Origin of the sequence: Winogradskyella pelagia (assembly GCF_017581965.1) — a bacterium.
GTDB classification, from domain to species: domain Bacteria; phylum Bacteroidota; class Bacteroidia; order Flavobacteriales; family Flavobacteriaceae; genus Winogradskyella; species Winogradskyella pelagia.
On the sequence record NZ_JAGEVF010000010.1, the window covers coordinates 1 to 24650 of the forward strand.

The 24650-nt window shown below is 34.3% G+C and carries 18 protein-coding genes; 7 read left to right on the forward strand and 11 right to left on the reverse strand.

The window, feature by feature from the left end:
* Positions 1–150 precede the first annotated feature (150 nt).
* From J4050_RS12040 to J4050_RS12065, 6 genes are all read left to right on the forward strand, one after another.
* Positions 151–813 carry a hypothetical protein gene (locus J4050_RS12040; protein WP_243878633.1) on the forward strand — a complete coding sequence of 221 codons (663 nt, stop codon included), beginning with the start codon at positions 151–153 and terminating at the stop codon, positions 811–813.
* A 237-nt stretch (positions 814–1050) separates the two neighbouring features.
* Positions 1051–2385, forward strand: a complete 1335-nt coding sequence (locus tag J4050_RS12045) for a serine hydrolase domain-containing protein (protein WP_208154843.1) — start codon at positions 1051–1053, stop codon at positions 2383–2385.
* A gap of 168 nt (positions 2386–2553) precedes the next feature.
* Entirely contained in the window at positions 2554–3309 is a 756-nt protein-coding gene (locus J4050_RS12050) for a hypothetical protein (protein ID WP_208154844.1), read from the forward strand.
* Between the two features lie 242 nt (positions 3310–3551).
* Entirely contained in the window at positions 3552–4898 is a 1347-nt protein-coding gene (locus J4050_RS12055; protein WP_208154845.1) for an amidohydrolase, read from the forward strand.
* Between the two features lie 177 nt (positions 4899–5075).
* Positions 5076–5591, forward strand: coding sequence for a GNAT family N-acetyltransferase (locus J4050_RS12060; RefSeq protein WP_208154846.1), 516 nt, complete (start codon positions 5076–5078; stop codon positions 5589–5591).
* Positions 5592–5682: 91 nt separating this feature from the next.
* On the forward strand, positions 5683–6261 hold the full coding sequence (locus J4050_RS12065; RefSeq protein WP_208154847.1) for a DUF6624 domain-containing protein: 579 nt from the start codon (positions 5683–5685) through the stop codon (positions 6259–6261).
* A 35-nt stretch (positions 6262–6296) separates the two neighbouring features.
* Here J4050_RS12065 and J4050_RS12070 read toward each other — a convergent pair whose 3' ends face one another.
* From J4050_RS12070 to J4050_RS12080, 3 genes are all read right to left on the reverse strand, one after another.
* Positions 6297–6515, reverse strand: a complete 219-nt coding sequence (locus J4050_RS12070) for a hypothetical protein (protein WP_208154848.1) — start codon at positions 6513–6515, stop codon at positions 6297–6299.
* A 14-nt stretch (positions 6516–6529) separates the two neighbouring features.
* Positions 6530–8152: a hypothetical protein gene (locus J4050_RS12075; RefSeq protein WP_208154849.1), complete on the reverse strand. Its 1623-nt coding sequence runs from the start codon at positions 8150–8152 to the stop codon at positions 6530–6532.
* A 108-nt stretch (positions 8153–8260) separates the two neighbouring features.
* Entirely contained in the window at positions 8261–9121 is an 861-nt protein-coding gene (locus J4050_RS12080) for a toll/interleukin-1 receptor domain-containing protein (protein ID WP_208154850.1), read from the reverse strand.
* A 583-nt stretch (positions 9122–9704) separates the two neighbouring features.
* Here J4050_RS12080 and J4050_RS12085 point away from each other — a divergent pair.
* On the forward strand, positions 9705–10757 hold the full coding sequence (locus J4050_RS12085) for a hypothetical protein (protein ID WP_208154851.1): 1053 nt from the start codon (positions 9705–9707) through the stop codon (positions 10755–10757).
* Between the two features lie 316 nt (positions 10758–11073).
* Here J4050_RS12085 and J4050_RS12090 read toward each other — a convergent pair whose 3' ends face one another.
* The 8 genes from J4050_RS12090 to J4050_RS12125 form a co-directional block, all read right to left on the reverse strand.
* Positions 11074–11961 carry a phospholipase D-like domain-containing protein gene (locus J4050_RS12090; RefSeq protein ID WP_208154852.1) on the reverse strand — a complete coding sequence of 296 codons (888 nt, stop codon included), beginning with the start codon at positions 11959–11961 and terminating at the stop codon, positions 11074–11076.
* A 776-nt stretch (positions 11962–12737) separates the two neighbouring features.
* Positions 12738–13808: a nuclease-related domain-containing protein gene (locus J4050_RS12095; protein WP_208154853.1), complete on the reverse strand. Its 1071-nt coding sequence runs from the start codon at positions 13806–13808 to the stop codon at positions 12738–12740.
* Positions 13809–13942: 134 nt separating this feature from the next.
* Positions 13943–14917: a hypothetical protein gene (locus J4050_RS12100; protein ID WP_208154854.1), complete on the reverse strand. Its 975-nt coding sequence runs from the start codon at positions 14915–14917 to the stop codon at positions 13943–13945.
* Complete coding sequence (locus tag J4050_RS12105; RefSeq protein WP_208154855.1) at positions 14895–15707, reverse strand: lipase family alpha/beta hydrolase; 813 nt, start codon at positions 15705–15707, stop codon at positions 14895–14897. Before J4050_RS12105 ends, J4050_RS12100 begins: the two co-directional genes overlap by 23 nt.
* A 27-nt stretch (positions 15708–15734) precedes the next feature.
* The gene (locus tag J4050_RS12110; protein ID WP_208154856.1) at positions 15735–18737 is read right to left on the reverse strand and encodes a type I restriction endonuclease subunit R; all 3003 of its coding nucleotides are present in this window, start codon (positions 18735–18737) and stop codon (positions 15735–15737) included.
* Entirely contained in the window at positions 18734–19972 is a 1239-nt protein-coding gene (locus J4050_RS12115; RefSeq protein ID WP_208154857.1) for a restriction endonuclease subunit S, read from the reverse strand. Before J4050_RS12115 ends, J4050_RS12110 begins: the two co-directional genes overlap by 4 nt.
* Entirely contained in the window at positions 19972–22956 is a 2985-nt protein-coding gene (locus J4050_RS12120) for a KAP family P-loop NTPase fold protein (protein ID WP_208154858.1), read from the reverse strand. The genes J4050_RS12115 and J4050_RS12120 overlap by 1 nt, the downstream gene beginning before the upstream one ends.
* 3 nt (positions 22957–22959) lie before the next feature.
* Positions 22960–24582: a type I restriction-modification system subunit M gene (locus J4050_RS12125; RefSeq protein ID WP_208154859.1), complete on the reverse strand. Its 1623-nt coding sequence runs from the start codon at positions 24580–24582 to the stop codon at positions 22960–22962.
* Positions 24583–24650: the final 68 nt, after the last annotated feature.

Consider the following 24650-nt stretch of genomic DNA (forward strand, 5'->3'; position numbering starts at 1 on the left):
AACGTGTATAATTAATTGCTTTGGTCGTTGCCTACTTGGAAAATTCCTTCGGAATTTTCTCGCGTTCGTTTTTGTTTACTAAATTAGTTGCTTAACCACGCAACCAACCATACACAATCACGTTGGCCATAAGCAAAAAGATCAAAACTTATGAAATACAATTTTAAACGAAATACAAAATTTGAATTCCAAATTTTAATGGGTTTGTCTGTAATTTTTGTAATTATGTTATTGGCCTCTTGTAAGGAGGAATCCAACTCGGCTAAAAATACAGAAAGTGATTTAATGCTGAAAATTAACGCTGTTCAGGAACAAGTGATGGCGCAAGGAAATGTGACTGCAAAAGAGGAACAGGCATTATTAAGTTTATGCAGTATAGTATCGCAGGATGATGGTATGGCCATCTATACATCTGACGATAGCATAATATTGAAAGATGTAGAAATTGCGCCAGTGTATGATGGTTGTGAAGCCCTCTCTGTGGAAGAAACCAGAGAGTGTTTTCATGATAAGATATCCAAATTTATTGAACAAGAATTCAATTTGAGTGTATCTAAAGATTTAAACCTTTCAGAACCAAAACAGGTAGATGCATTTTTTATAATCAATAAAAACGGAGATTTGATAGGCATGAAAGTAAGAGAGGCAGAAGTCACCGTTCAGGCAGAAATCTTAAGAGTGCTTAGAAAAATACCAGTTATGAAATCCGCTACTAATAATGGAGAAAATGTTTCTGTATTATGTTCGATACAAATAAAATATGGAGATAATATTGAGGTTGATGTTGTTTATATTCCTGAAAGACCGGTTTAATTTTATACACTAATCAAAAAAGCCAATTGCCAACAATGGCTATTGGTAATTACTGGTTTTCGCCTACTTCTGAAAATCTTCTCGGACTTTTGCTCCGCACAGTTCGCGAGCTCTTATCTAATTGTGATTTATTTACTAAATTACGTTCTTAACCACGCAACGACATTAGAGGCACAGTCTCGAACTGACGAAGTAAATCATATACAACTACGTTAGACTCAATAAAAAACAATAAATATGTTAAACTATAAACTGTCATTAAAGGTACTTTTCACTCTCAGTTTGCTTCTATTCGTTGGATGCAAAAAACAAGTCAAAGAGCCTACATTAGAAGAAAAAATTGTTTTAGCTATAGAATCAAGAAAAATTCCTGCATTAAAAGACCAAAAAATAAACTTTACAATTCCTGAATCACTCATTGGAAGAGGACCTCAGATAACAGAAGTATTTAGGCACATGGAAAACTATATTCCTACGATTCTCATAGAAAAAGGACATACAAAAACAACGAAGCTTCCAGAAAATATCAGTCGTACTCTCGGTCAAGAGATTCTCACCAGTGCCTATTTTGAAAAGGAAACGTCACTTGACCAAATTTGCGATGAAAAACAAATTAATGGTGTAATTGTTCTTCACAAAGGGCAAGTGGTTTATGAAAGATATCCCGAAATGGAACCTTCTGACAAGCACTTTTTGGGCTCTGTGAGTAAAACATTTTTAGGAACCATAATCGCACACTTGGCAGATGAAGGAAAACTTAACGAACAGGATGCGATTGGGAAGTATCTTACAGAATTTAAAGGCAAGCCATTGGAGAATGTAACTATTGAAAATTTGTTAAGGATGACCTCAGGAATCAACTGCAGAGAAAGCGATGAGGGGTCCTTTACCGACCCAAACCATTGTTTTTATAAATTACTTCAGCATTCGGCGGTTTATACAGAGCCAAATCCTGGATTTGAAGAAAGCCTAATAGAATTATTGGCTAATTCAGGACAAATTGAACCTGCTGGGCAAACCTTCGATTATACCTCCGCCAATTCTGTTATTCTGACTACCATTGCTGAAAGCGTTTCCTCTAAACCTTTTCATGAGTTGGTTCAGGACTATATATGGACAAGAATCGGAGCTGAAGATGATGCAAGGGTAACACTATCAAGTACTGGTGTTGCCGGAAGTTACGGTCCAATGCTAATGCGCCTGAGAGATCTTGGCAGATATGGACTGGCTTTTACAGATGATGCCAGTACAAAAATAGCATCGACACGATATATAAATCAAATTCATACTGGAGATAGCGCATTATTTAGATCTGAAGGAGGAACAGATCAGCATTTGAGGAAAAAGTATTTTGAAGGACAAGGTGCAGATTTTCAAAGCTATCATTGGGATGTGATTTTTGAAGATGGCGACTTCCTTAAAACTGGGTTTGGAGGTCAGGGTCTTTACATATCACCAACAAAAAGATTGGTTATTGCTTTTTTTAGTACAAAAAAGGATGAGACAAATAAAAACATGTATATGACAGCCCTTGTACGTAGTTTGGCATTACTTGAACAATTTAAAGAATAAATTGGTCAAATACTGAGCCTAATACCATGTATAATTAATGACGCCGTCAATGCCGACTTACGAAAATTGCTCCGCACAGTTCGCGAGCTTGTGTCTAATTGTGATTTATTTACTAAATTATGTTCTTAACCACGCTACTATTCATAGCTGAGACCGTTGGCAATAATTATGAAAAAAATATACATTAAATTGATAATAGTAATTTTAATTTACTCTTGTACATCAACAGATGATGACTCTTCAATAGAGTGCTTTCAAAATTGCACAGTAATTGAAGGTAAAATACTATCGAGTGAAAATCTTAATGGAATAGGAAATGTTGAAGTCATTTTTTATTTCAAAAGAAATGGATTATTCTCATCAAACGAAAGAATTATAGCGAGGTCTTTTACAGATAATAATGGAGACTTTACTCTTGAGGGGTTTATAAATGATGATGAAATAGAGGCCTATTCGGAGGGAAGTTTTATAATCGACATAGTAGATGAATCTTTAACGGATGAATATTTTAAAAGCAAAGAAACCGTTGTTTTAGAACAGGGTCTCTTCCCTACTCAATTTATTGACAACAAATTAAGAATAAATGAAATCTCGACAAGAGACACAATTATTAATTATGAAATTATTATTCCTAAAATAGAAATTATTTCACTTAACATAACAAACTTTGAACCTACTTTAGAAACAGACAAGTTAGAAATTTCAAATAGAATACAATCAGGAATTCCTTCTTCAAATTTTAATTCGCAATCAAGTTTTTCTATAAGGAACGATTTTAATGAAGAAAATTTCACTCTAGATTTAGTAGGTGGAAAAAACCTGTCAAATTTATTAATAATAAGCAAAAGGAAAAATAACATTCAATCTCAAGAAATAATCGAATTAGATTTAGAAAGTTCTGAAAGTTTAAATATTGAATATTAACCATTGGCAACGATACCTATAAGTAATTGCCTATTCTCCAATACTTTGGAAATTTGCTAACGCACAGTTCGTACTTCGTACTCGTGTCTTGCGGAATTTCCAACTTGGTGTTTTTACTTGCGAAGTTAAGTGCTAACGCACGCAACAACCCATAGCAGTGACCGTTGTGCTTCATAATCTCACTCAAATTAATTAATTGTTCTACCTTTAAAAAAACAACTAACCACTAATAAAATAAAGAAATGAAAATCAAAACCAACAAGTGTCAGTTTGAAGCCCTATTAAAACATGTGTTATTGTCCTTTTTAACCCTTTTTACTACCCTAACTTTTGGGCAAATTAAAGACCATAGTGAAGCTGTTAATAAAAAAGCTGACAAGATAGAGCAGAAAGTTATCGCTTGGAGACACGACATCCACCAAAATCCAGAATTGGGAAATCGTGAATTTCGTACGGCAGCACTCGTAGCTAAACATTTAGAATCTCTTGGTATAGACGTACAAAAAGAAGTTGGTGTAACCGGCGTTGTCGGAATTTTAAAAGGAGATAAACCTGGTCCTGTAGTGGCCCTTAGGGCAGATATGGACGCCTTACCTGTTGAAGAGAAGAATGACCTGGAATTTGCTTCAAAAGTTAAAACCACCTATAACGGCAAAGAAACTTATGTGATGCATGCTTGCGGACATGATGGGCACGTCGCTATTTTAATGGGAGTTGCAGAAATACTTTCGGAAATGAGAAGTGATTTAAAAGGAACAGTGAAGTTTATTTTTCAACCAGCAGAGGAAGGTGCGCCAAAAGGCGAAGAAGGTGGTGCTGAATTAATGACAAAGGAAGGTGTGCTCGAAAACCCTAAAGTGGACGTCATTTTTGGACTGCACATGGATGCCTTAACCGAAGTTGGACAAATCACCTACAGACCTGCAGGGATTATGGCTGGCGTCAATGACATGAAAATTACCGTTAAAGGAAAACCCGCCCATGGATCAACACCTTGGCTTGGAGTTGACCCAGTTCTAGTTTCAGCTCAAATTATTACTAACCTACAAAGCATTGTAAGCCGAAATGTAGCGTTGACTGACAATGCTGCAGTTGTAACTGTAGGTGCTATAAATGGTGGAAATCGCAGTAACATCATACCTGAGCAAGTAGAAATGCTAGGGACAATCCGAACCTTCACCGAAGAAGACGAAGCTTTTGTGATTAGAAGGATAAAAGAAATTGTAGAATATACATCAAAAGCTGCAGGAGCAACTGCAACTGTAGAAGCACCTTACTCAGCTAGTTATCCGGTAACCTTTAATAATGAAAAATTAACCGAAATGATGTTACCAACTTTAGAAAAGTCTGCAGGAAAAGAGAATGTTACTCTGATACCTGCCATCACTGGAGCTGAAGATTTTTCTTTTTTCGCTCAAAAGGTACCAGGTCTTTATTTTTTTGTTGGTTCAACTACCATCGGTACAGATATAAAAACCGTTGGAGACCATCATACACCACAGTTTCTCATGGATGACAGTTCGTTTAAAACAGGTGTAAAAGCCATGTGTAATTTGGTGTTTGATTATATGGCGTTGAAAAGCCAATAAAAAAACGAATCAACTAATTTAGTAGAATGACTGGATAATCATATTTTAATACAACTTGATACGTAAATTAAATACCAGAAGTACAACTATGGCCCTAATCCATCATGGTTTTGTACCACATCAAAATAAAAGTATAAATCAAACGGCTGGATTTCGGTGAAATAATACTTTTGCTTTATGCATAAAATCATCAAAGCCATACCATCAGATGCTAAACAGTTAGCCCAAATGATTCCCAAAGCATTTTTGGTAGCACACGGCTCAGCAGGTTCTGCAATAGAAATGGGCAATTATATTTTTCAAAATTTTAGCCCAGAAAATCTGGTCAAAGAAATTGCCAACCCAAAATTTGAGTATCACTTATTATATTACCAAAATCAATTGGTGGGGTTTTCTAAAATTATTTTTAATACGGCGTTTCAAAACATTTCTAAAGAAGGAAATACAAAAATGGAACGTTTGTATTTGTTGCCCGAATATCATGGTTTAGGTTTAGCTAAAAAACTTTTCGATTTTAATGTACAACTTGCCAAAGAAAACAACCAAAAAGGAATTTGGTTGTTAGTTTGGATAAAAAATTTACGGGCCATTCGCTTTTACGAGAAAATGGGTTTTGAGAAGGTTGGCGACTATGATTTTGAAGTCTCAAAGACCAATTACCAACCCAACTATATTTTACGCTTAACCATTTAAATGCGTTATTGTTATTTGGTCTTGCATCAGACTACCAGACATTTTAAGCGTATTATTGTAATATTAAAAGATTCCCATTAAAAAGACTAAAGTGTTCCTAACCATTTTGATAGCCCTATTATTGATAGTGTCTATATTCTTATTTCTAAATAGAGACAAATTTGCTTACGTTGGTTCGGTTGACTATGTAGAAGTGGACTGCAATAAAAAAAGTGAAATTCTTAGTGAGGTTTATAGAAGTGATATAAAAATTAGACGAGAGAACAACCTAATTAAGTACGCAAAAGAAGATCACAGGAATCAAGAATTAGTTATAAGTATCCTTGAAACATGTGGTATGCCAACGTTGAATGAGGTAACGCAGGAGCAAATGAATGCGATTTGGTTAGGCTTGCAACATAATGCTGAAAATAAATATAGATTGAAATATTTTCCGCTGATTGAGAAGGCTGTCAAAAATGGCGACTTAAGCAAACAGCAATATGCTTTAATGAAAGATAGAATGTTAATGGATGAGGGGAAAGCTCAAATATTTGGGAGTCAAATTAAGAACGGTAAATTATATGATTTAGACTCGCCTGAAACTGTTAATGAGAGAAGGCAAGAGATGGGATTAGAACCCATTGAAGATTATTTGAAGAGATTTGGCATCTCATTTGATACTGATTAAAACTACCACACACAATGTGCAAAAGAAATAGCTATCTAAACTCTAAAAGAAGGTGAACCTATATGCTTTGCCTTTAAATACGAGACACTCCCCTCCTGCTTGCTTATTTTGGTGAAGCGATGGTGAATGGTGAGCTGTATGCCTTGGCGCAAGGTCATGCTATGAAAATTGTTATAATGGTTTTCGATTCCCTTACCCATACCCCCTAGAATAACAATGTCTATCTTTTTATCTGCATAGTAAACGTTATTCATATATTTATTGATGATTAAATCCCTTCAAGTTCCAATTCCTTATCTTTAAAGATACTGTACCAATTGCCTTTTTCTACTAAAGCCTCCTTCCCTGCCAAGAAGAACAAGTTTTTGATTCTTTTCTCCTTCTCATCTTTAGGTAAATCTGATTTATTAATCAAATTGATTTTACTTTCAGTGGCCTTGAAGACATTAAGCATTAATTCGTACTGGTTGGAAATTTGATTGAAACCACGTTTTTCATAATAACCTTTAATTAGAATAAAACAGCCAATTAATATACTAATCACCATAATTAATGATGGTTCTATTGCCCTGTAATCCCCTGTCAGCTCAATACTAAATATTGCTATGAATATGAGCAATGAAAAGCCTACTAGACTTCCTGTTAAATACCTATGAAAGTTTCTTCTTTTATCCAACTTAAGGAGTGCACTATGAAAAAACTCTTTTTGGTCAGTTATCCAATACTTTTCAATTCCATCAAAATCAATGGAGTCCCTGGTACTAGGTTGGTAAGACAAACCTTGAATGGCGTTTAAAATGGCATTAATCCAATTGTACTCTTTTTTATGAATCCTTAATATATACTTCGTTACTTGCTCCTGAATACCTGCCTTATTCCAGAAAAATTGAACTCGGATTGATTCAGCCAATATTCGGTTTTCTATATAATAGAGATGTTCATTTTTACCTCTTATTTTTTGATAAATAACAAATATTGCAATCGCCAAAGCAATGATAACCAATGGATAAAATTCATCCGTTGTTTCTTTTCTGTAGATCTCAAAAAAAACTAATAAGAGTAATCCAAAAACTGAGAGTAACTTCAAGTTCAAAAAGTATTTTTTTTGATAGTATTCAGCACAGCTATCCCAAAGCCCATAAGATAACTTTAAAAAATTCTGTTTTTTTGAAGTTGGTTCATTGGGGTACAATGTATTACTATTTGCCTCGATTTTTGTTTTCAATTTTGAATATATCCTATTTCCAAAATCCACTTTTTTCAGGGTTTTTTCAATTACCCTACCCTTAATGTAATTCTTATAAACATTTGCTAATTGGAGGCTTATATTTTCAGCATTGGATGATTTTTCTCTGCTACACCACAGTTCAACCACAATTCCAGTGCTGCTTGACAAGGTTTTATCCAAGTCATTCTTAAACACTCCATTCTTTTTATAGTAGACTATATCAGCAGTGCCTCCTGTAAGGTTGTTTTCCTTACCATCAAATAATGCAACTAAAATCATTGTACTATCAGCAACAAATTTTCCTCCATTCCTGTATTTTAAATCTAGATTATTATCTGAATTGTCTAGTTCAAAACATCTATCCGATTTTTGAACTAATACTTCAAATTCAATGCGCTCTTCAGGAGAAAAATCTTTCATATAGTCCTCAATTGGCATAGGTAGAGGTACAAATAGTCTATAATCTCTATTATTTTCATCACCATGTTTTACAAATAACCGCGCCGCCCACATGTCTGCTCCTGCAGCCAATTGAGAAAAAAGTGTAATAGGTGAGTTTGGAAATTTATTGTAGATGCTGTTTAATAAATCTAAAAAGGCCTTCTCGTGGTCTTTTTTAATAACCGCATCCCTGTGGCCAATAATCCCTACTGTGATGGGCATTTTATTCATACTGTTGAAGATAAACAATTGATTAATACTATGAAACTATCCAGCATAAAACAGGTATGCTCTACTCCAAATGATTTATTTCATTTGAAACTATATTCTTTACTCTAAAGACCTTAAAATTTCATTTAAGCAATTGGGTGAATTAAAATCCACCAGTTGGTATTGCATTAAAATTAAATCAAGACCGTTGATTAAATCACCTTTATCCATTTTAACTGGTGTTATTGCTATGTTTTTAATATCAGCATATTTTATTTCACGATTTACCCATTTTGACTGAATTGCCTCATCAGAAAGAAATGCTACCACACGATGGCAGGAGCGAATCTTAGACTCAATCACATTATGCCAATCTGCACCACCAGGAATCCCTTGATCAAACCAATATTTAATACCTACTTTATCAAAATGGTCTAAATATGGTTTTATTTTATTGTAATCATTCTTGGTATAACTTATGAAAACAAAGCCATCGTTTAATTCAGGAGTATCCATAACAGGCTCTGATTTAAGTTGGTCATTAGCTCTTGAAATTGCTAACATAATATACTCTAGACTTATTGACGAATCTAAGCCCTTATAGGTATAAGTATAGCCACTTTTTAATATCACTTTAACAGTTTTTGTCCACCATCCGCTTTCTTGACATGAAGACATGTCTTTTAGGTCATAAATATCGAAGGATTTAGACCTTTTTCCTCTAATAAAAAATCGATAGCTAGTTAATAATAAATGTGGACTCTTTTCATCGTCGAAGCCATATATCCATTCACCCCTTATAGCTGGCACATCCTTTAATTTCATTTGCATTCCCGAAAAATCTCCCATGAATTCATGAATAGGAAGATGCTCATTTTTATCAGCAATTTCCATGTGTTTTGAACTTACGGGCGAGAGCTTTCCTGAAAACCAAGCTTCCCTAGTGTTAATCATTAGGTTTAGAAAATCATCAGAATTCATTTTTAAAACTATTTTGCTTGAAATTAATAAATATAATTTGGTTTGAAATTACATTTCCATTTCCTTATTGAATAATTCAAGCAATTTATTAGTTCATTTTAATATAAAAATGAGAATTTAGTATCTGTCTATTGGCTCTAATAGGAGATTTGAAAATTTAAAATCAAGTTTGAATCAAAAATGTAAAGTGTTTATATCGAACGCCCAACACCTAGCTCTAATGGACAACTTAAACAAGATAATACCCCTATGGTATTGCAAAAAACATTTACGATGTTTTTGAAGATAAAAAAGTAAAAAAATATTGCTCTATGAATTTAAATACGGTCTTGAAGCTGTTAGGGTGAAAATGGTTCTTTATAGCCTTGGTTTAGTAAAATGGATAAAATATGCGCTACTTCTTTGGAGTAAAAGCGAAAACTAACAAAAAGTTTAGATTTGTGAAATCTCGATGAATCATGATCATTTCTTAACATGAAGGTCTAAACTAAACCATCAATATTACTGCATAATTTAATATCTTTTCATTTCTAATACTAAATTGCTTTTTAAAGAGTATTAGCTTTTAAACTTAAAATCAAACATGATTCCTGTTACCGACTCTAGACTTTATTTAAAACAACTAAATATTACCAATAGAAACTATGGTGGATTAGATGTCTTAAAGTTATTATTCCCTAGTTTTCTTGATCCTATTATTAGTTTCGAAGATTTTCAATGGCGCTTATTTGGAGAGATTAAATCAAATTCTGAACTTTTAGTTCCTGAGGGTATTACCTTCTCTACTCAATACAGAAGGAGGTTCGATGGTGGAGAAACCCTTGACTATAACTGCTACTCCACAGTATGTAACGATAGAAAAGGTAACGATAAATACACGCTTCGCAATGAATTATTTGGTTATAATCATTTTGAAACAAGCGGAGTAATAAGCATATGTGATTTTGCAATTAAAGAGTCAAAGAACAGTTTTTTGAGCCAACAATTAAATTATAAAGCGCATCATGATGGTATATATATATTGGCCGTTGATAATGGTCTAAAAAAATCACCTTTTATTGAAAAATGGATAGAAGCTGGAATGTTCATTGTAAATTCTAGAAAATATCCACATTTAAGGTTTGCTATTATGCACTTTCCATATACAGTTAAAGAAGTGTTTTGCAAGAATATCTTAGACCTTAGGCAGCGAAAAGCTCAACAGTGGCTAGTAGACGAGTTAAGATGCTTTGATATTTTGAATTCAAAATTCAAAGGTTGTGAAAAATACGATTGGTTTTATGCTCTTAGCTTGATTATGGATAGTATTCATGGCGGAAATATAATCACTTCAAGAATAGGAACTATTCTAAGAAAGGCTAGTGTAAATGGTCTGGTATTCCCATCAGCTCGATCCAACTGTAGTGTATCCTATAAGGATGGAGAATTGGTAGATTTTAAAGGTTGGAATTTTGTTCAATATGACACTTCTATTTCAAATTATACATGCAAAATTGAAGGAGGCAATGTCACACCGCGATTCGACCCAGACCTTTTTGACCTTAATGATAATTTAGAGGAAGGTTGGTATGTTAATATGATTGAAAAGCCATTCTTTGATGAATTGAATGAAAAGCATAAAAAAGCATTCCTATAGGCTCCTAAATATGGAAAATAACTGAGAATACAGAAAATTAAATCCGGTAAAAACTTGCTAACTAAAATCCTCAGGGATTTTCTATTTTGTTTGTATTAATCGGTTTCCTGAAATGGTAAAGAAGGGGTCGTAACCTATCCCCAAACACTATGGCGGTTTAGGTAAAGCTATTGCAAATTATGATGGTGAACTGAGCTATAGCGACCATTACCCTATTTCGGTGAAGTTACGGGAGTCATAACTCATATCTTAGTGCGTTCTGTTTTGTGAAAGATTATTGATAAGGTTTTGATGGGGACTTTACAGTACCGGTGTACTATTGCATACAAGATTTGTACAGTCTGTCAAAGCGTTCACAAACTTTTGTCACTACATCTTCAATTTCATTAGCCATAGATGAATTATGAAATAGTAAAGCCTCTAAAGAATCACCAGAAGGTGGATATATAGTTAACATCTTATTGTAATCGTTTAAATATATCCTATATGGTAAAAAGGAATCAAAACTCATATTATATAGTTCATCAAAAACCATTGTTAAAACGTGTTGCTCATAATTTGGCATAATTGAAATCCTATTTGAGATTGCAACACCTATGTTATCATAATATGACAAACACGTTGGATGATTACCTTCTTTTGTATTTATGATTTTAAAGCTTTTAGTTTTGAAAAGCTTATTCAGCTTTTTTACCTTATTTTCTTTCTTATCCTCTTTTAAGAGCAGACAATTGAATCGTAAGCTATTCGCAGAAACAAAATCTGAAAGCTTAATAACTGTGGATGCATTAATAATCTCTAGTATTTCCTGTTTGCAATTCTCTGAGCTATCATCTGACTTATGTTTGCCTCCATTTACTGAAAGCTTAATGCCCGCTTCTCTATTGAATTTTTCGGAGTATTCATATAAGTTCATAGAACCGATAATAATATGAAGCTCATTAAGGTATATCTTAGAATGTAAATTAGGATGTGATAGTAGCGTTAGATGTTTTAACTGATTAAGCTTATTGAATTCCTTGTCCGTTAGACCATCTTCGCGGCATACCATTAATATTTCAACGCCTCTCTTATCACAGTTTTGAAGTGCCTTATAGACTTCTTCTGACGTTTTTATATAAGGTACAACAAGCACGATTTCATCTTTTGCGTCATCAAAAAGACGAAATAAGTGATTAACAAAATTGGATTTATTTAAGAACATGATGTAGGTTTGATAATTGGGGTAATGGCTAATTTAAGTTTTCAAATATAATAGGGATTTCCAATTAATAAAACCTGAATTAATTAATTATTAATTGATACGCTATTGTTTTAGAAATCCACTTAATTTTTCGCGGCGGAAATCTATAAACAATTCTACATTTTTGGTGTCTCCTACAGGTTCTCCCCACGTAAAATTTGAAAAATGCCATTTGTTCTTAGTTTCATTTTCAATTTTGAATTTTGGAGGTAAAATAGAACAATATGGACCATATAAATCGTTAGCCTTTTCTATTAAAATCTTTCGAAGAACATTTGAAAAATCCGAAGGTCGAATCAAACTTGTTGGTAAATAGACCAAATTAGTTGGTGCCGTATACAACCCGTAATTTGGAATAGAATTTTCATTTTTTTCAACACCGAAGCTATCATAAAGCCGGTTTTTTCCGACGTTGTCGGAATGGGGTTTGGTTTCACCACGACTTGGAATTGAGGCCGCGGGTTTCTTTCTGCGCAGGAATTGGGTTATTTAATGTTCATTTTTGAGAGACCAAAAACGAACCAAAACGTCTTTGCTGAAAAAAGGAAATTACTCAGGAAATGCCAAGCATTTTCCTTCGTACCATTCGCTCTAGTACCTGGGTAATTTTAACTCCATTTTAGTATAAGATTTCAATCCTTGGTTTTCTTCTCAAGGATGGTTCTACTGCTCATTATTTCTGCTTTTCAGCGGTTTCCGACGTTGTCGGAATTGGGTTTTCTGGTTTATAGCTAAGATTAGAGTGACCTTAAGAATCCTTTAAGCCCTCGAAGTTCTGTTTTACTTAGACATGGTTCAAAGTATTGAATATAGCCATTGACTTCTTTAAGGGTTTTTATTGATACGTACTGAAAATTTTCCTTAGGTTTATTATTGACCATCACAATGAGGTTTCTTATTGGTATTTTCTTTTCACCCCAAGGGTGGTAGCCTAAAAACACATGGTCGCTTATGGTGTCTGTATGTACCATTCTGTACAAAGCATGACTGGTCCGTTTTATTTGTGCCACTGGTGAGCGCAAGTCGAGATTATTAATGGACTTTTGACTCCAGTTTTTTGTTTCAATGATAAATATCCCTGATGGTCCTAACACCAAATGATCTATCTGAATGCTGGAAATATAGCTTCGCTCGGCTTTATAAAAGAGTGGTTTTTGAAAGTGCACATTGAAGTCATTGATTACAATAAAATCCTCTGGCAATTTTTCCAATTCCTTTTGAACTTTATGCTCTCCAATAGCGCCATACATTAAGGGCTTAAGATTTTCGAGGGTTGTTTTTGTTCTTTCCAATTTTTTGATTTCCGGTTGTGCTTTTTGGGCAATGACCTCAGTTCTATGGTCTGTGTAATGGTTGATCTTCTTATTTAAATGGGTCATCTTTACAATGACACCTTGCATTTTTTGCCTCAGCACAGCATTGAAATTATGTTCGAATTGGTCAATTTGGCGATTTACACGAGACAATTTTATAGTGTGAAATAATTGCCACAAAAAAAATGTTGGCTTGTTATCGCTTAGGGATTTACGTCTTTCTTTAAGTTGTTCTAATTGTAACTTTAACTGTTCTGAAGTGAACAGCGTTTGTTTTTCATAGGTCTGTTCCGTTCTTTGCAGCTCTTCCTTGAACTGTATTAATTCTTGTTCAAGTTCTTGCTCTGCTTGCTGCTTTATATGCTGTTTTTTGGCCTTGTGACTCGACAGAAACGCCTTAATGTCGCCTACTGAGGAAAACTGGGTAAGGCCTTTATATTTTAATTCTTTTTTTAAGGTTTTTAAGGACTCTATTTGGCCAATTACTTTTGCCATTTATGAACTTTAAAAATTATAATTAACAGGAAACAATTATACATGTTTTTTTCTTACACAGAGATAGAATATCTTTAAATCCTATTGCCTCTATCAATTCATAATCCAAATTAATATTGCATTTAAGAATACTATTAATTGAATAACTTTTCTAATATAATCTGAACAATGATGGGCAAAATGGTTATTCCAAATAAACTTAAGCTATTCCAAACTGTTTTCATACCAACTGGTAACGAAGGAATGTTTGCTATTTTCCCTCTTAATTCTAACAAAGAGTGGTACTTCTCCGATGAAATAGGTTGATCATTTTTTGCTTTAGTTAGCATAGACTCAAATTCCTGTTGTAAAAGCTCAGAAACCTCATCTTTTAATTTACTTTTTTGTTTTTGGATTTTGTTACGAATTGGAATCATTGGAATTATATATGCAGACACAATGACTATTGCCGCAAAAATGCCATATCCAATTATTAGTGAATTGAGAGGGTATTTTGAAAAGTAAATACTTCCCATTGAAAACGCTACATAAAATGCTGCCACGACACTCATTTTTTTTGACAGTTCTGTGACATATCTGATGGTAATATCGGTTCTGTCATAAATTTTAGCCTTAATATTCTTCGACGTCTTATAAAGCAATATGAAGAGTTGCGAAAGGGCATAAATACTTGCTCCAGTCAAAAAATTAACCAAAAACAGGAAAAAACAAAGGAATAAATTGAGTTTAAAATTATCGTCCCATAAATTGAAATAAAATGGAGAAAGGCCTATTAAAAGGCCATACCCTACTCCAATTATTGCAACCTTGGACTTGTTAAAAACAGCTCTATATAACTTAGTTACAAAAGAATGATCAAAATCTGATAAGGCTTCAATAAATTGAATTGAATTATTACTTGTGTAGTTTTGAATCCATTTTACTCCTAAAATAAGAACAAAGGTACCTCCTAATAAAAGTCCAATAAAAATAGAATCTGTAACATTTTGAATGCTAGAATATTGTAATATAATATATGCCAGTGAACTCACGATTAACAACACAAGATATACTGTAATATTCCTTGTTTTACCTAAAAACCAGGCATCAATTAACTTCTGTACGTCCATAGATAATGTTATTTTTAATTAAAGAAAGTGCTTCATCATCGAAAAGAATTGAATTATGTAAGGTTACATTTCTAACTAGTATGTTTTTCGAACAAGTAAGTAAACTTTCCTTAGGACAAATTAAATTATCACCATTCGAAAAAATATTGAGTCTCCTTGATTTTTCAAATTCCGTAATACTATTTATAAAGCTGCTATTTGGAATCATTTGATTTGAACTCACACCAAATCCAAATCTTCCAAATTTAGTGCCTTTATGAGGTGTACTTAATGTAATCAAGTTAATATTTTTCTCCATTTCTAGAGCTGTCATAGCTTTTTTAGCAATTAACCCTCCCATACTATGCCCTATTAATGTAATATTATGATGAGGATTTTTTTTAACCAATTCGCTTACCACCTTATTTAAAGTACTTACTTGTAAATTTAAATCCCCAGTAAATGGTTTATACCTAATTATCTTATATCCAACACCATGCTTCCTTAACATTAAAAACAACTTTCTATAGGCTATAGGTGTAAGTGTATATCCAGGTAAGATTATAGCAGTTTTATTAGTTTGGGCATCATAAGGTCTCCATGAACCAATAAACTCAAAAGGAAAAGCAAAAAAAATGAGGCACTGTAAACCCATTTCTTTGATAACCGCATACAATGGAAAATCCTTTTTACTATATATTTTCTCTTTATTAGCCCACGAGCACAAAACATAAGTGAACAAAACATAAGAACAAGCAAGGCAAATAACAATCGTAACTGAAACTAAAATTATAATTATAACATTACCCATATCCAACATTAGGCTATTAGAACTTAGTTAAGCACTCCAATCACTAAACTGACCTTCGGCTTGTTCCATGATTTCGGCGAGTATGTCGTTGAGCTTTGTTATGGATACTTTTCCTCGTAATTCTTTCTTAACAGCTAGTCGAATAGCAGCTTTGGCATTTTCTTTCTTTGTCCAATCGAGTTGCAGATTGGATTTTACCGCTTTTACTACACCATGTACAATGTCTTGCATTGGGCCTTTTTCTTTAATGATGTCCTTTTTTGCCGCAAGGATATCGTAAAACGCCAATTCTTCTTCTGATAAGCCTAATTCTTCCGTACGCTTATCGTCTTGTTGTAATTCCTGAGCGCGTTCTACCAATTCTGCAATAGTGGCATAACTATCCAAAGCGTTGTTGTGATAGCGCTCAATTACCTTTTCTAATTCTTCTTTTAATGAGGTGTATTTTTTTATGTTTTTATGCAAGCGCAGTTTGATTTCATCCTTAAGAATATTCTTGATGATTTCAATTTTTAAGGCATTGCCATCTTTTTCTTTTTTAGCACCTAATAAGAATGTTTCGTCCAGTATAGAAATGTCTGGTTTTTCAATGCCTGCCATAGCAAAAACATCAATGATATCATCGGATTCTATACTTTGAGAAATCAATTCCTTGATTTGTTTTTGCTGTTCACTTCGAGATGATTTTACAGACTTGGCGTTACGAACAGCCTTCGAAACATGCTGAACAAATAGCACATCGATAGCAAATTCTTGAATGGCTGGCTGACTTTTTACAATGGACAATAAGCCTGAAAGCTTCTTCTCCGCTTTCATAAAGTTATTGGCATCCTCATCGTACTTCACCAAATGATTGACTGCCTTTTTAACTAATAGAACTTTATCTGCATCACGTAAGGCTTTCCAATTGCTGTAATCAATAGTGTCTGGTATCATGGTCTTGCAATAGTCCACCTGATTAAAGAACAGTTCTAAAGCCTGCTCCATGTCGATGGTTGGCTTGCCTTCTCCACCACCTCGTGTATATTTTTCGGTTGCAGATTTTAAGTTGTCACCAATACCAATATAATCGACAATCACGCCGTTTTCTTTGTCCTTAAATACTCGGTTGGTTCGTGTGATGGCTTGCATTAAATTATGTCCTCGCATAATCTTATCCACATACATGGTATGCACGCAAGGTGCATCAAAACCTGTGAGCCACATATCGCGGACAATCACAATTTTTAATGGGTCTTCTTCTTTGCGGAATCGTTTTTTTAAGGCTTCCTGAGCATCTTTAGTTCTAAAATGTGGATTCCATTCGATGGGGTCTTTTGAGATGTTGCCTGTCATTACCACTGCCACTTCAGGGCAATCGTCTAAAGCCGTTAAGGCATCGTACATTTTTACACAATTACGACGACTCATACAAACAACCATGGCTTTACCATCTAAGGTTTCAATACGTTTGGTAAAATGTTGTAAAATGTCCTTGGCGATTTTATTTACACGGTCTTCACTACCTGCGGCATCTTCAATAGCGGCCCATTTAAGGTTGCCTGTATCTTCTTCACCTTCGGTAATAGTATCAACCTCATCATCTATGTTTTCATTCCAAAGGTGTAGTTTGGCTAAACGTGGTTCGTAATAGATATTTACTGTGGCTTTATCTTCAACCGCTTGTTTGATATCGTAGGTATGAATCACATTTCCGAAGACTTCTTCCGTATCGGCATCTTTAGAATCTACTGGTGTTCCTGTAAAACCAATAAAGGATGCTTTAGGTAAGGCTTTTCGCAAGTTAGAGGCAAATCCATCGAGTAAGCCGTATTGGGTACGATGGGCTTCGTCTGCCATGACGATGATATTCTCACGTTCGGATAAGACAGGGTGTTCCAGTTCACCTAAGGCTTCATCTGTGGTTTGTTTGAGACGGAACTTTTCAATCGTGGTAAAAATCACACCACCAGCACCTACGGATAAGAGCTGTCTTAAATCGTTAGTACTTTCGGCATGGTGCACATCACCTACCAAATCTTTCGCGAGGACAAAATTCTCATAGAGTTGCATGTCTAAATCGCTACGGTCTACTTGCACCACAATGGTAGGATTTCGCAATTCTGGTAAACTGCGCAAAATGCCTGTATAGATGGCCATGGAAATACTTTTACCAGAGCCTTGGGTGTGCCAAATGACACCAATACGACCATCGCCAAAAGGTCGAACCGATTGTTTAGCAGCTGCTACGGCAAAGTTGACCCCAAAAAACTGGTGGTACTTGGCGCCTTTTTTAATGAGTGTGCCGTTATGGTCTTCGTGAAAGATGAAATTCTTGATATAGTTGAGCAAACGGTCTTTTGGGAAGAGCCCAAACAAGAGCGTGTGCATTTGGAAATCGTCTTCCTGAACCGTGTCCTTGCCATTGATGCTTTTCCAAGGGGCAAACCACTCCATACCCGAACTAAACATACCATGTTGTGCCTCATTACCATCGCTTATGATGGTGAGGGCATTGTACTCAAACAACTGCGGGATGTCTTTTTTGTAGTGCTGTATTTGGTTATGGGCTTCTTTTAGGTTGGTGTTTTCGTCGTACCAGTTTTTGAGTTCAAACACAATAAGCGGTAAGCCGTTGATGTAAATGATAATGTCTGGCCGGCGTTTGTTTTTGCCTGTAATGCTAAACTGATTAACGGCCCAAAAGCTGTTGTTTTCTGGGTTATCGTAATCTATAGGATAGACATGCACCGCTTTTTCGTTGCCTTGGGCATCCTCATAATTAAGGTCGATGCCTTTGGTGCATTTAAGGTGGAAGCTACGATTGCGATGCTCCAGATCTGCACCGACATTATTGGTATACTCTGCCACAGCCAAAGTTTGCATATCGGCAGGTAGTTGCGGATAAGTTTTTTTAATAAAAGCCAACAACTGGTCTTTTAGCACCACAGCTGCAGGTTGGTGTGCAATTTTAGCACCATCTTTATGGGTATAGCCTAAATCGTCTAACCAGTCTATTGTTGCCTGTTCTATGGTTGCTTCTGTGGTCATAAAACGGTTTCGATTTGGTTTTGAAACTCTTTCAAACGTACTTCTCCGCTAATGAGATTAGGCAAAAGTGTATCGCGTAGTTGGGTTAAAGTTTGGTTTTCAAAACAGTTTAATTTGATAGTTTCAAATAAATCAATTATTTCTTTCTGAAACTCAGCTTTTACTTTAACCGATGGTTCAACTATATTTAGTTCACCAACATCATTTTTATTTACATGCTGTTGTGCTCCACCAGTTGATTGTTTAATTAATTCATCCATTGCCTGATGCATCCATAAATAAATAAACTCATCAGAAAATATTTCATTTCCTAAAACACCAATTACTGATTGATTTGCACAAAATTCTTTTTCTATTCGACTTATTTGTCCTAAAGTAGCACCAGTAATTGCTATTACCGTTGTACCTGCCTTCATTAATTTAGTTGAAGATTTTGATACCGCTTCTAAAGTTATCATTGAAGTTGGTTCTACAATTCTAAATTCATTTACTTTACCAGAATTTAACCAACCAATAGTTCCATTTTCCCAGAATGACTCATTTTTACGTGCAGGTGTTCCGCCTAAAACTAATTTATTACAATCAGCCAACCGTTTCACTTCCCAACCTTTAGGGATGGGTCCGAGTTCGCTGTCGATGAATTCGCTGTCTTGAAAGGGTCCAAAATCTACAAACCAATGTTTGTAGAGTGCCATGGCCATGTCTTCTAAGGTTTTGTTTATGGCTAGGTTGTTTTCTATTTTGTCGTCTATGGCTGAGAGGATTGAAGCTATGGCTTTTTGTTCATATAATGTGTCAGGCAAATCAATCTCAATAGATTTAAAGGCTTTATGATTTAAATCTTTTTGAACAGAACCAGAAGCAATATTATTGGCATATTCAATAATATGCGGTTGTCTCAAAAACCAATAGATATAGTCTTTACTCAAAAGATTTTCATTTGGAATTATTTTAAAACAATTATTATGAATGCACCCTTTTTTACCTTTAAAAATTAAGCCAACTTGACCAGTTCTAGTATATATCAACTCATCTTCCTTCGCAATACATTGTTTTGGTACTTCATCAGATTTTACATAATGCTTTACAGTATTATTTATTAAATCATTAATCTTGAAAAGTGGTAATTCTGAAGTGTCTTCTGTAAGTAAATGTTTAGTCTTTTTATTTATAGCAAGTCCTTGCTTTAAATCTACTAAATCTCCTAGATTATATGTTTTCCAGTTTTTGGGCATTAGAGTCCTTTTATGGTTTTAATGTCTGCAATTGTTATCTCGCCTTCCATAAACTCTTCTTCGCCTTTTAATAATTTGAGGCAGTTGTTGCGTTTAATGACATCGTTATTAGTATTTATTATTTCTGTAAAGTCACTAATTTTCTCGATAGTTGTAACAATAGTCTTTACTTTTGGACATAAGTCTTCTATAACCAACCATCTAAACAAAACATGTTCGTTAAATTTTACACGCTCAGCCATTAAAATTGAGCGTGCCATTGTGTAATTATTAGCTAATCTTATAATTGACCTTGGATTTGTATCTATATATTTATGATAATCTTGTAGCAAATGTTTTAATTCTTCCGTATCCTTATTTTTTTCTCCAATTACGATGTTAGTAGCTGTATCTCCAGTTAAGTTATATTTTTCTTGTATGTTCTGTACGAATTCAGGATTTGTAAGCTCAGATTTAGATTGTTTTAAAACGGACTTGATTTCAGTCTGTTGGGCTTCTGATAGTTCTTCAATAGATTCAATTTTATCTTTTTCACCTTCATCTTTTAATCCTAAAATATGATTCCAGTAATTCTGTTTAGATTCCTCTGAAATATTAGGAAGTCGAAAGGATAGTTGAAATGCCTTTTGTATAAAGAACTCGCCGAGTTGTTTCTTATCGACACTTTTAGTTTTGAACTCCTCATAGGTATTTCCAAAACTAGTTGAAATCCAGTTTTTATCGCCTGCGACTATATATAAAACTCGCTTATCTTTAAATAAAGTTTGAATGCCTTCTAGTAATTGCACAATAAAACCTTTATCACAACGGTCTATATCATCAATGAAAATAGCGAGTTGTCTTTTCTTATCCTTGTTATTAATATTATCAACTAGGTCATTAAAATGTCGCTTTACTTGATTCATTGGGTCGCTTGCCTTCAAGACAAAAGACTCAGCATCTTTACTAGAATTAATAAAGAATGGAATAGTAATGAATTTAGTAAATCCATAGAGCGTACCAAGAAGAGAGGCAATGGTCAATATAAGTTTACCAAAATCACCTAATTTGCTTGCAAAACTCTTTTTACTGATATCATTATCATTTTCAATTACTTGTGTAGTCTCTTGAAATAAATTAATTATATCCTCTCCAAAGTAAAAGATGCAAACTAGAGATAGTGTGAAAAGAAAAAAAGCAGTAATTTTTTGCCAACCGCTATAACGCCAAATACGTCTTAATACTTCTTTGCGCCATAAATGAAAACAGGCTCTCCAATTTAATTGCTCTTTTGACTTTAAATAGACTTGGTCTATTAAAGACCACCATGGTGGTGTTATATGTTGGTTTTGCCATGCGTTGTATTCTACAACTATCCAATTTTCATCATCCGCATTTAGATTCTTCTTTATGAAATTTAAAAAAGATGATTTTCCTGAGCCCCATTTACCTTGCAAATGCACCATAAATGAATGATTGAGTTTTTCTGTGAAAATGTCTTCTTTAATTAATCTAACAAATGCCATGGCAACGGGTTCTCTTCCTAATTTGTCTTCATCTACGACTTGGTCTAGGTGGAATGGAATTTTGTCATTACCATTATCAGTTCTATTAGAATCTTCAACTTGTCTATTTAAACTGTTTTCAACATCAAAATAGTCTATCAACTTGATACTATGTTTTTCAGCCAAAAGAGTAATATCTGACATTGTCAAAATTTGAAAAATATCGGTATCATAATCCGATAATTTGTTCTTTACGAATTCAATATCCTCATTATCAAAAGAGCTATCAAAGAACACAAAGTATTTAATAAAAGAATTATCTAAGCCTAATAACTTTAGTTCTGTTGTTATATCAAAGGCAATTTTTGATACTACTTTACCATAAGTTACACCTCTGCTCTGTGCCTCTATTATTAAATCATCCTTATTAATAATTTTTACATATGATTTTTCTTTCTCATCTGATAAGTCTATTCGAATGTTAAAACCATTTTGTGTTCTTGTTTCTTCTATTACAAGATTTAAACTATACTCTTGGTTTAGAACATCTCTTACAAATCGATGTATTCTGTATTTTTCATTGAAAATAACATCTGAATCACTTATTGTCTTTGAACTATTATTATCTAAATTATGTTTATTAGATAAGGTCTCAATATCCGTTTTGTCATAAAGAACAACCTTTTCATTTTTTAATAGCCTAAGGTTTGTATCATAAAATTTTCTATCGTTATTTGTTAATAAACCATTTATTACAACTACAAGTCGTGATTTTTTTTTCGGGCTTATTTGACTTAAACTAGATATTAAACTATTTATTTCCTTACGAAGATTAGCTCTGTCAGCTGCACTTTTTTGCTCCTTAAATTCAACAAAAGTTAAATTATTTAAATCTGCTAAATCGAAAAAATACTTTTTATTTCCACTACTTATTGGTACTTCCTTCTCTAATGCGATTGAATATTCTAAATTTAATAGCTCTAATATAAAGTCTATATCAATATCATTTTGTTGACCTTGACCAGAGTTAATACTAATAAATTCCATTCCTCTATCATCATTGGGAACAGCAATTGTAAAATTAGTATTAGGATAATTCTTTAATTGCCCTCTTATAGTATTAAAGCTATCAATAAAATCTAATCCACCAGCTCCTGTTGCCATTAACGGCACCCAAACGTTTTTTGATTTCAAAAACGATTGGTGTTTTTCTAAGGCTAATCTTAAATTTCGTTGTAATGTAATACCACTAAACTCATTATTTCCAACAGTTACAATAAAGAGTATAGGCTTGTTTCTGCCATTATTTAATAGATAGTAACCATTTGATACATCTATTTTTTCAATTTCAGCATTATCATAACCTAATTCTTTTAAGACATATAAATTCAATTGACCTAAACCACCTCTTGAATTGATAGAAGTAAATGCAACATTGTACTTGACTGGTGAAACACCAACCTCGATTTTAATATGACTGTATTGATTTTGTTCTGTCATTATCTAGAACTTTTCAAAATTCTCCAAAATCTGTTTCTGCAATTCATTGCTTTTGGTAAACTGCTTTTGTAATTGCGTTTTTAAGGTTTCCATTTTATCTTCAAATGGGATGCCGTCGTCTTCTACGGCTTCGGTACCAACATAAATACCTGGTGTGAGTTTGTAGTCTTGTTTGGCTACCTCTTCTATGGTGGCGCTGTAGCAGAAGCCTGGTTGGTCTTCGTATATTTGTGGCCCTTCGACTGCGCTCAGGGTGACATTGTCTTTTACATTACGCCAAGCGTGGTAGGTGTCGGTTGCTTTTTCTAAATCGACTTCATCAAAAACACGCAGTTTACGGCTTTCCATACGTCCGAGTTTGGACATGTCAATAAATAAGACTTCGTTTAAACGTTCTCTGTGTTCGCCATCTTTACCATCTCGGTTTTTACTCAAAATAAAAATGCAGGCTGGGATTCCTGTGGTTAAAAAGAGCTTGTCTGGTAAACGTACAATACAATCTACCATACCATTATCTACCATATGTTGGCGTACGTTTTTTTCGCCTTTATTGTTTGAGGTCATCGCGCCATTTGCCATCACCACAGAGGCGGTTCCTTTATCACTTAAATGACTCCAAAAGGTTTGCATCCACATAAAGTTAGCATTGCCATCTGTGGTGAATTCTTCTTTAGGTCCAAACAGTCTTGGGTCGTTTTCTGGTAAATCCTCTGGGTGCCATTGGCTCACATTAAAGGGTGGATTTACGATAATATAATCGGCTTTTAAGTCTGGGAATTTGTCTTGTAGTAACGAGTCGCCTAATCTTACATCAAAGGATAAGTCGCGTAATGCGAGGTTCATTTTACAGAGTCGCAACGTGCCATCGTAGCGTTCTTGTCCGTAAATGGAAATGTTCTTTTTATCGCCACCATGCGCTTGTAAAAACTTTAAGGATTGTACAAACATACCACCAGAACCACAGGCGTTATCAAAGATTTTACCTTGGTAGGGTTCAATCATTTCTACCATTAAGCGTACAATACTACTTGGTGTAAAGAATTGTCCTGCACCAGAGCCTTCGGCAATGGCAAATTTGCCAATATAGTATTCGTAAACACGACCAAGTATATCAGAACCTGGGTTTTCTTTTTCAGAAAGCTTTGGATTGGCTAAGAGGTTGATGAGTCCAGCGACTTGTTTTGGTGTGAGTTGGCTTTTTACAAAAATACGTGGTAGAATCCCTTTGAGGTCTGGTCGGTATTGTGCAAGTGTATCATCTAATACATCAAAGGCATCATCGACCAAGACCTTGATATTGTCTTGTTCGGCATTGTCCTGTAGATATTGCCAAGTCGCTTCTTTTGGGATGATATAAGTATTCTTAGAAAGATATTCGTCTGGGTCTTCTAAAACGTAGTTTTGCTCTTCTTGGTCTGTGGTATAATAATCAGAACTTTCATCTTTGAAGGCTTGTTGCAATTCTTCTTTTCGATTTTCGTAACGCTCTGATAAGTGCTTTAAAAAGATAAGCGGTAAGACGTAGTCTTTATATTGGTTTTCGGCAACGGCTCCGCGCAGTTCATTTGCTGCTTTCCACAATTCTTGTTCGAAGTTGATGTCGGCTTTGGTTTTGGTTTTAGGCATTAATTTAGCTATTGGTTATTAACTTGGATAAATATAAAGAACCCTAATTAAAATTCTACAATCTGCGG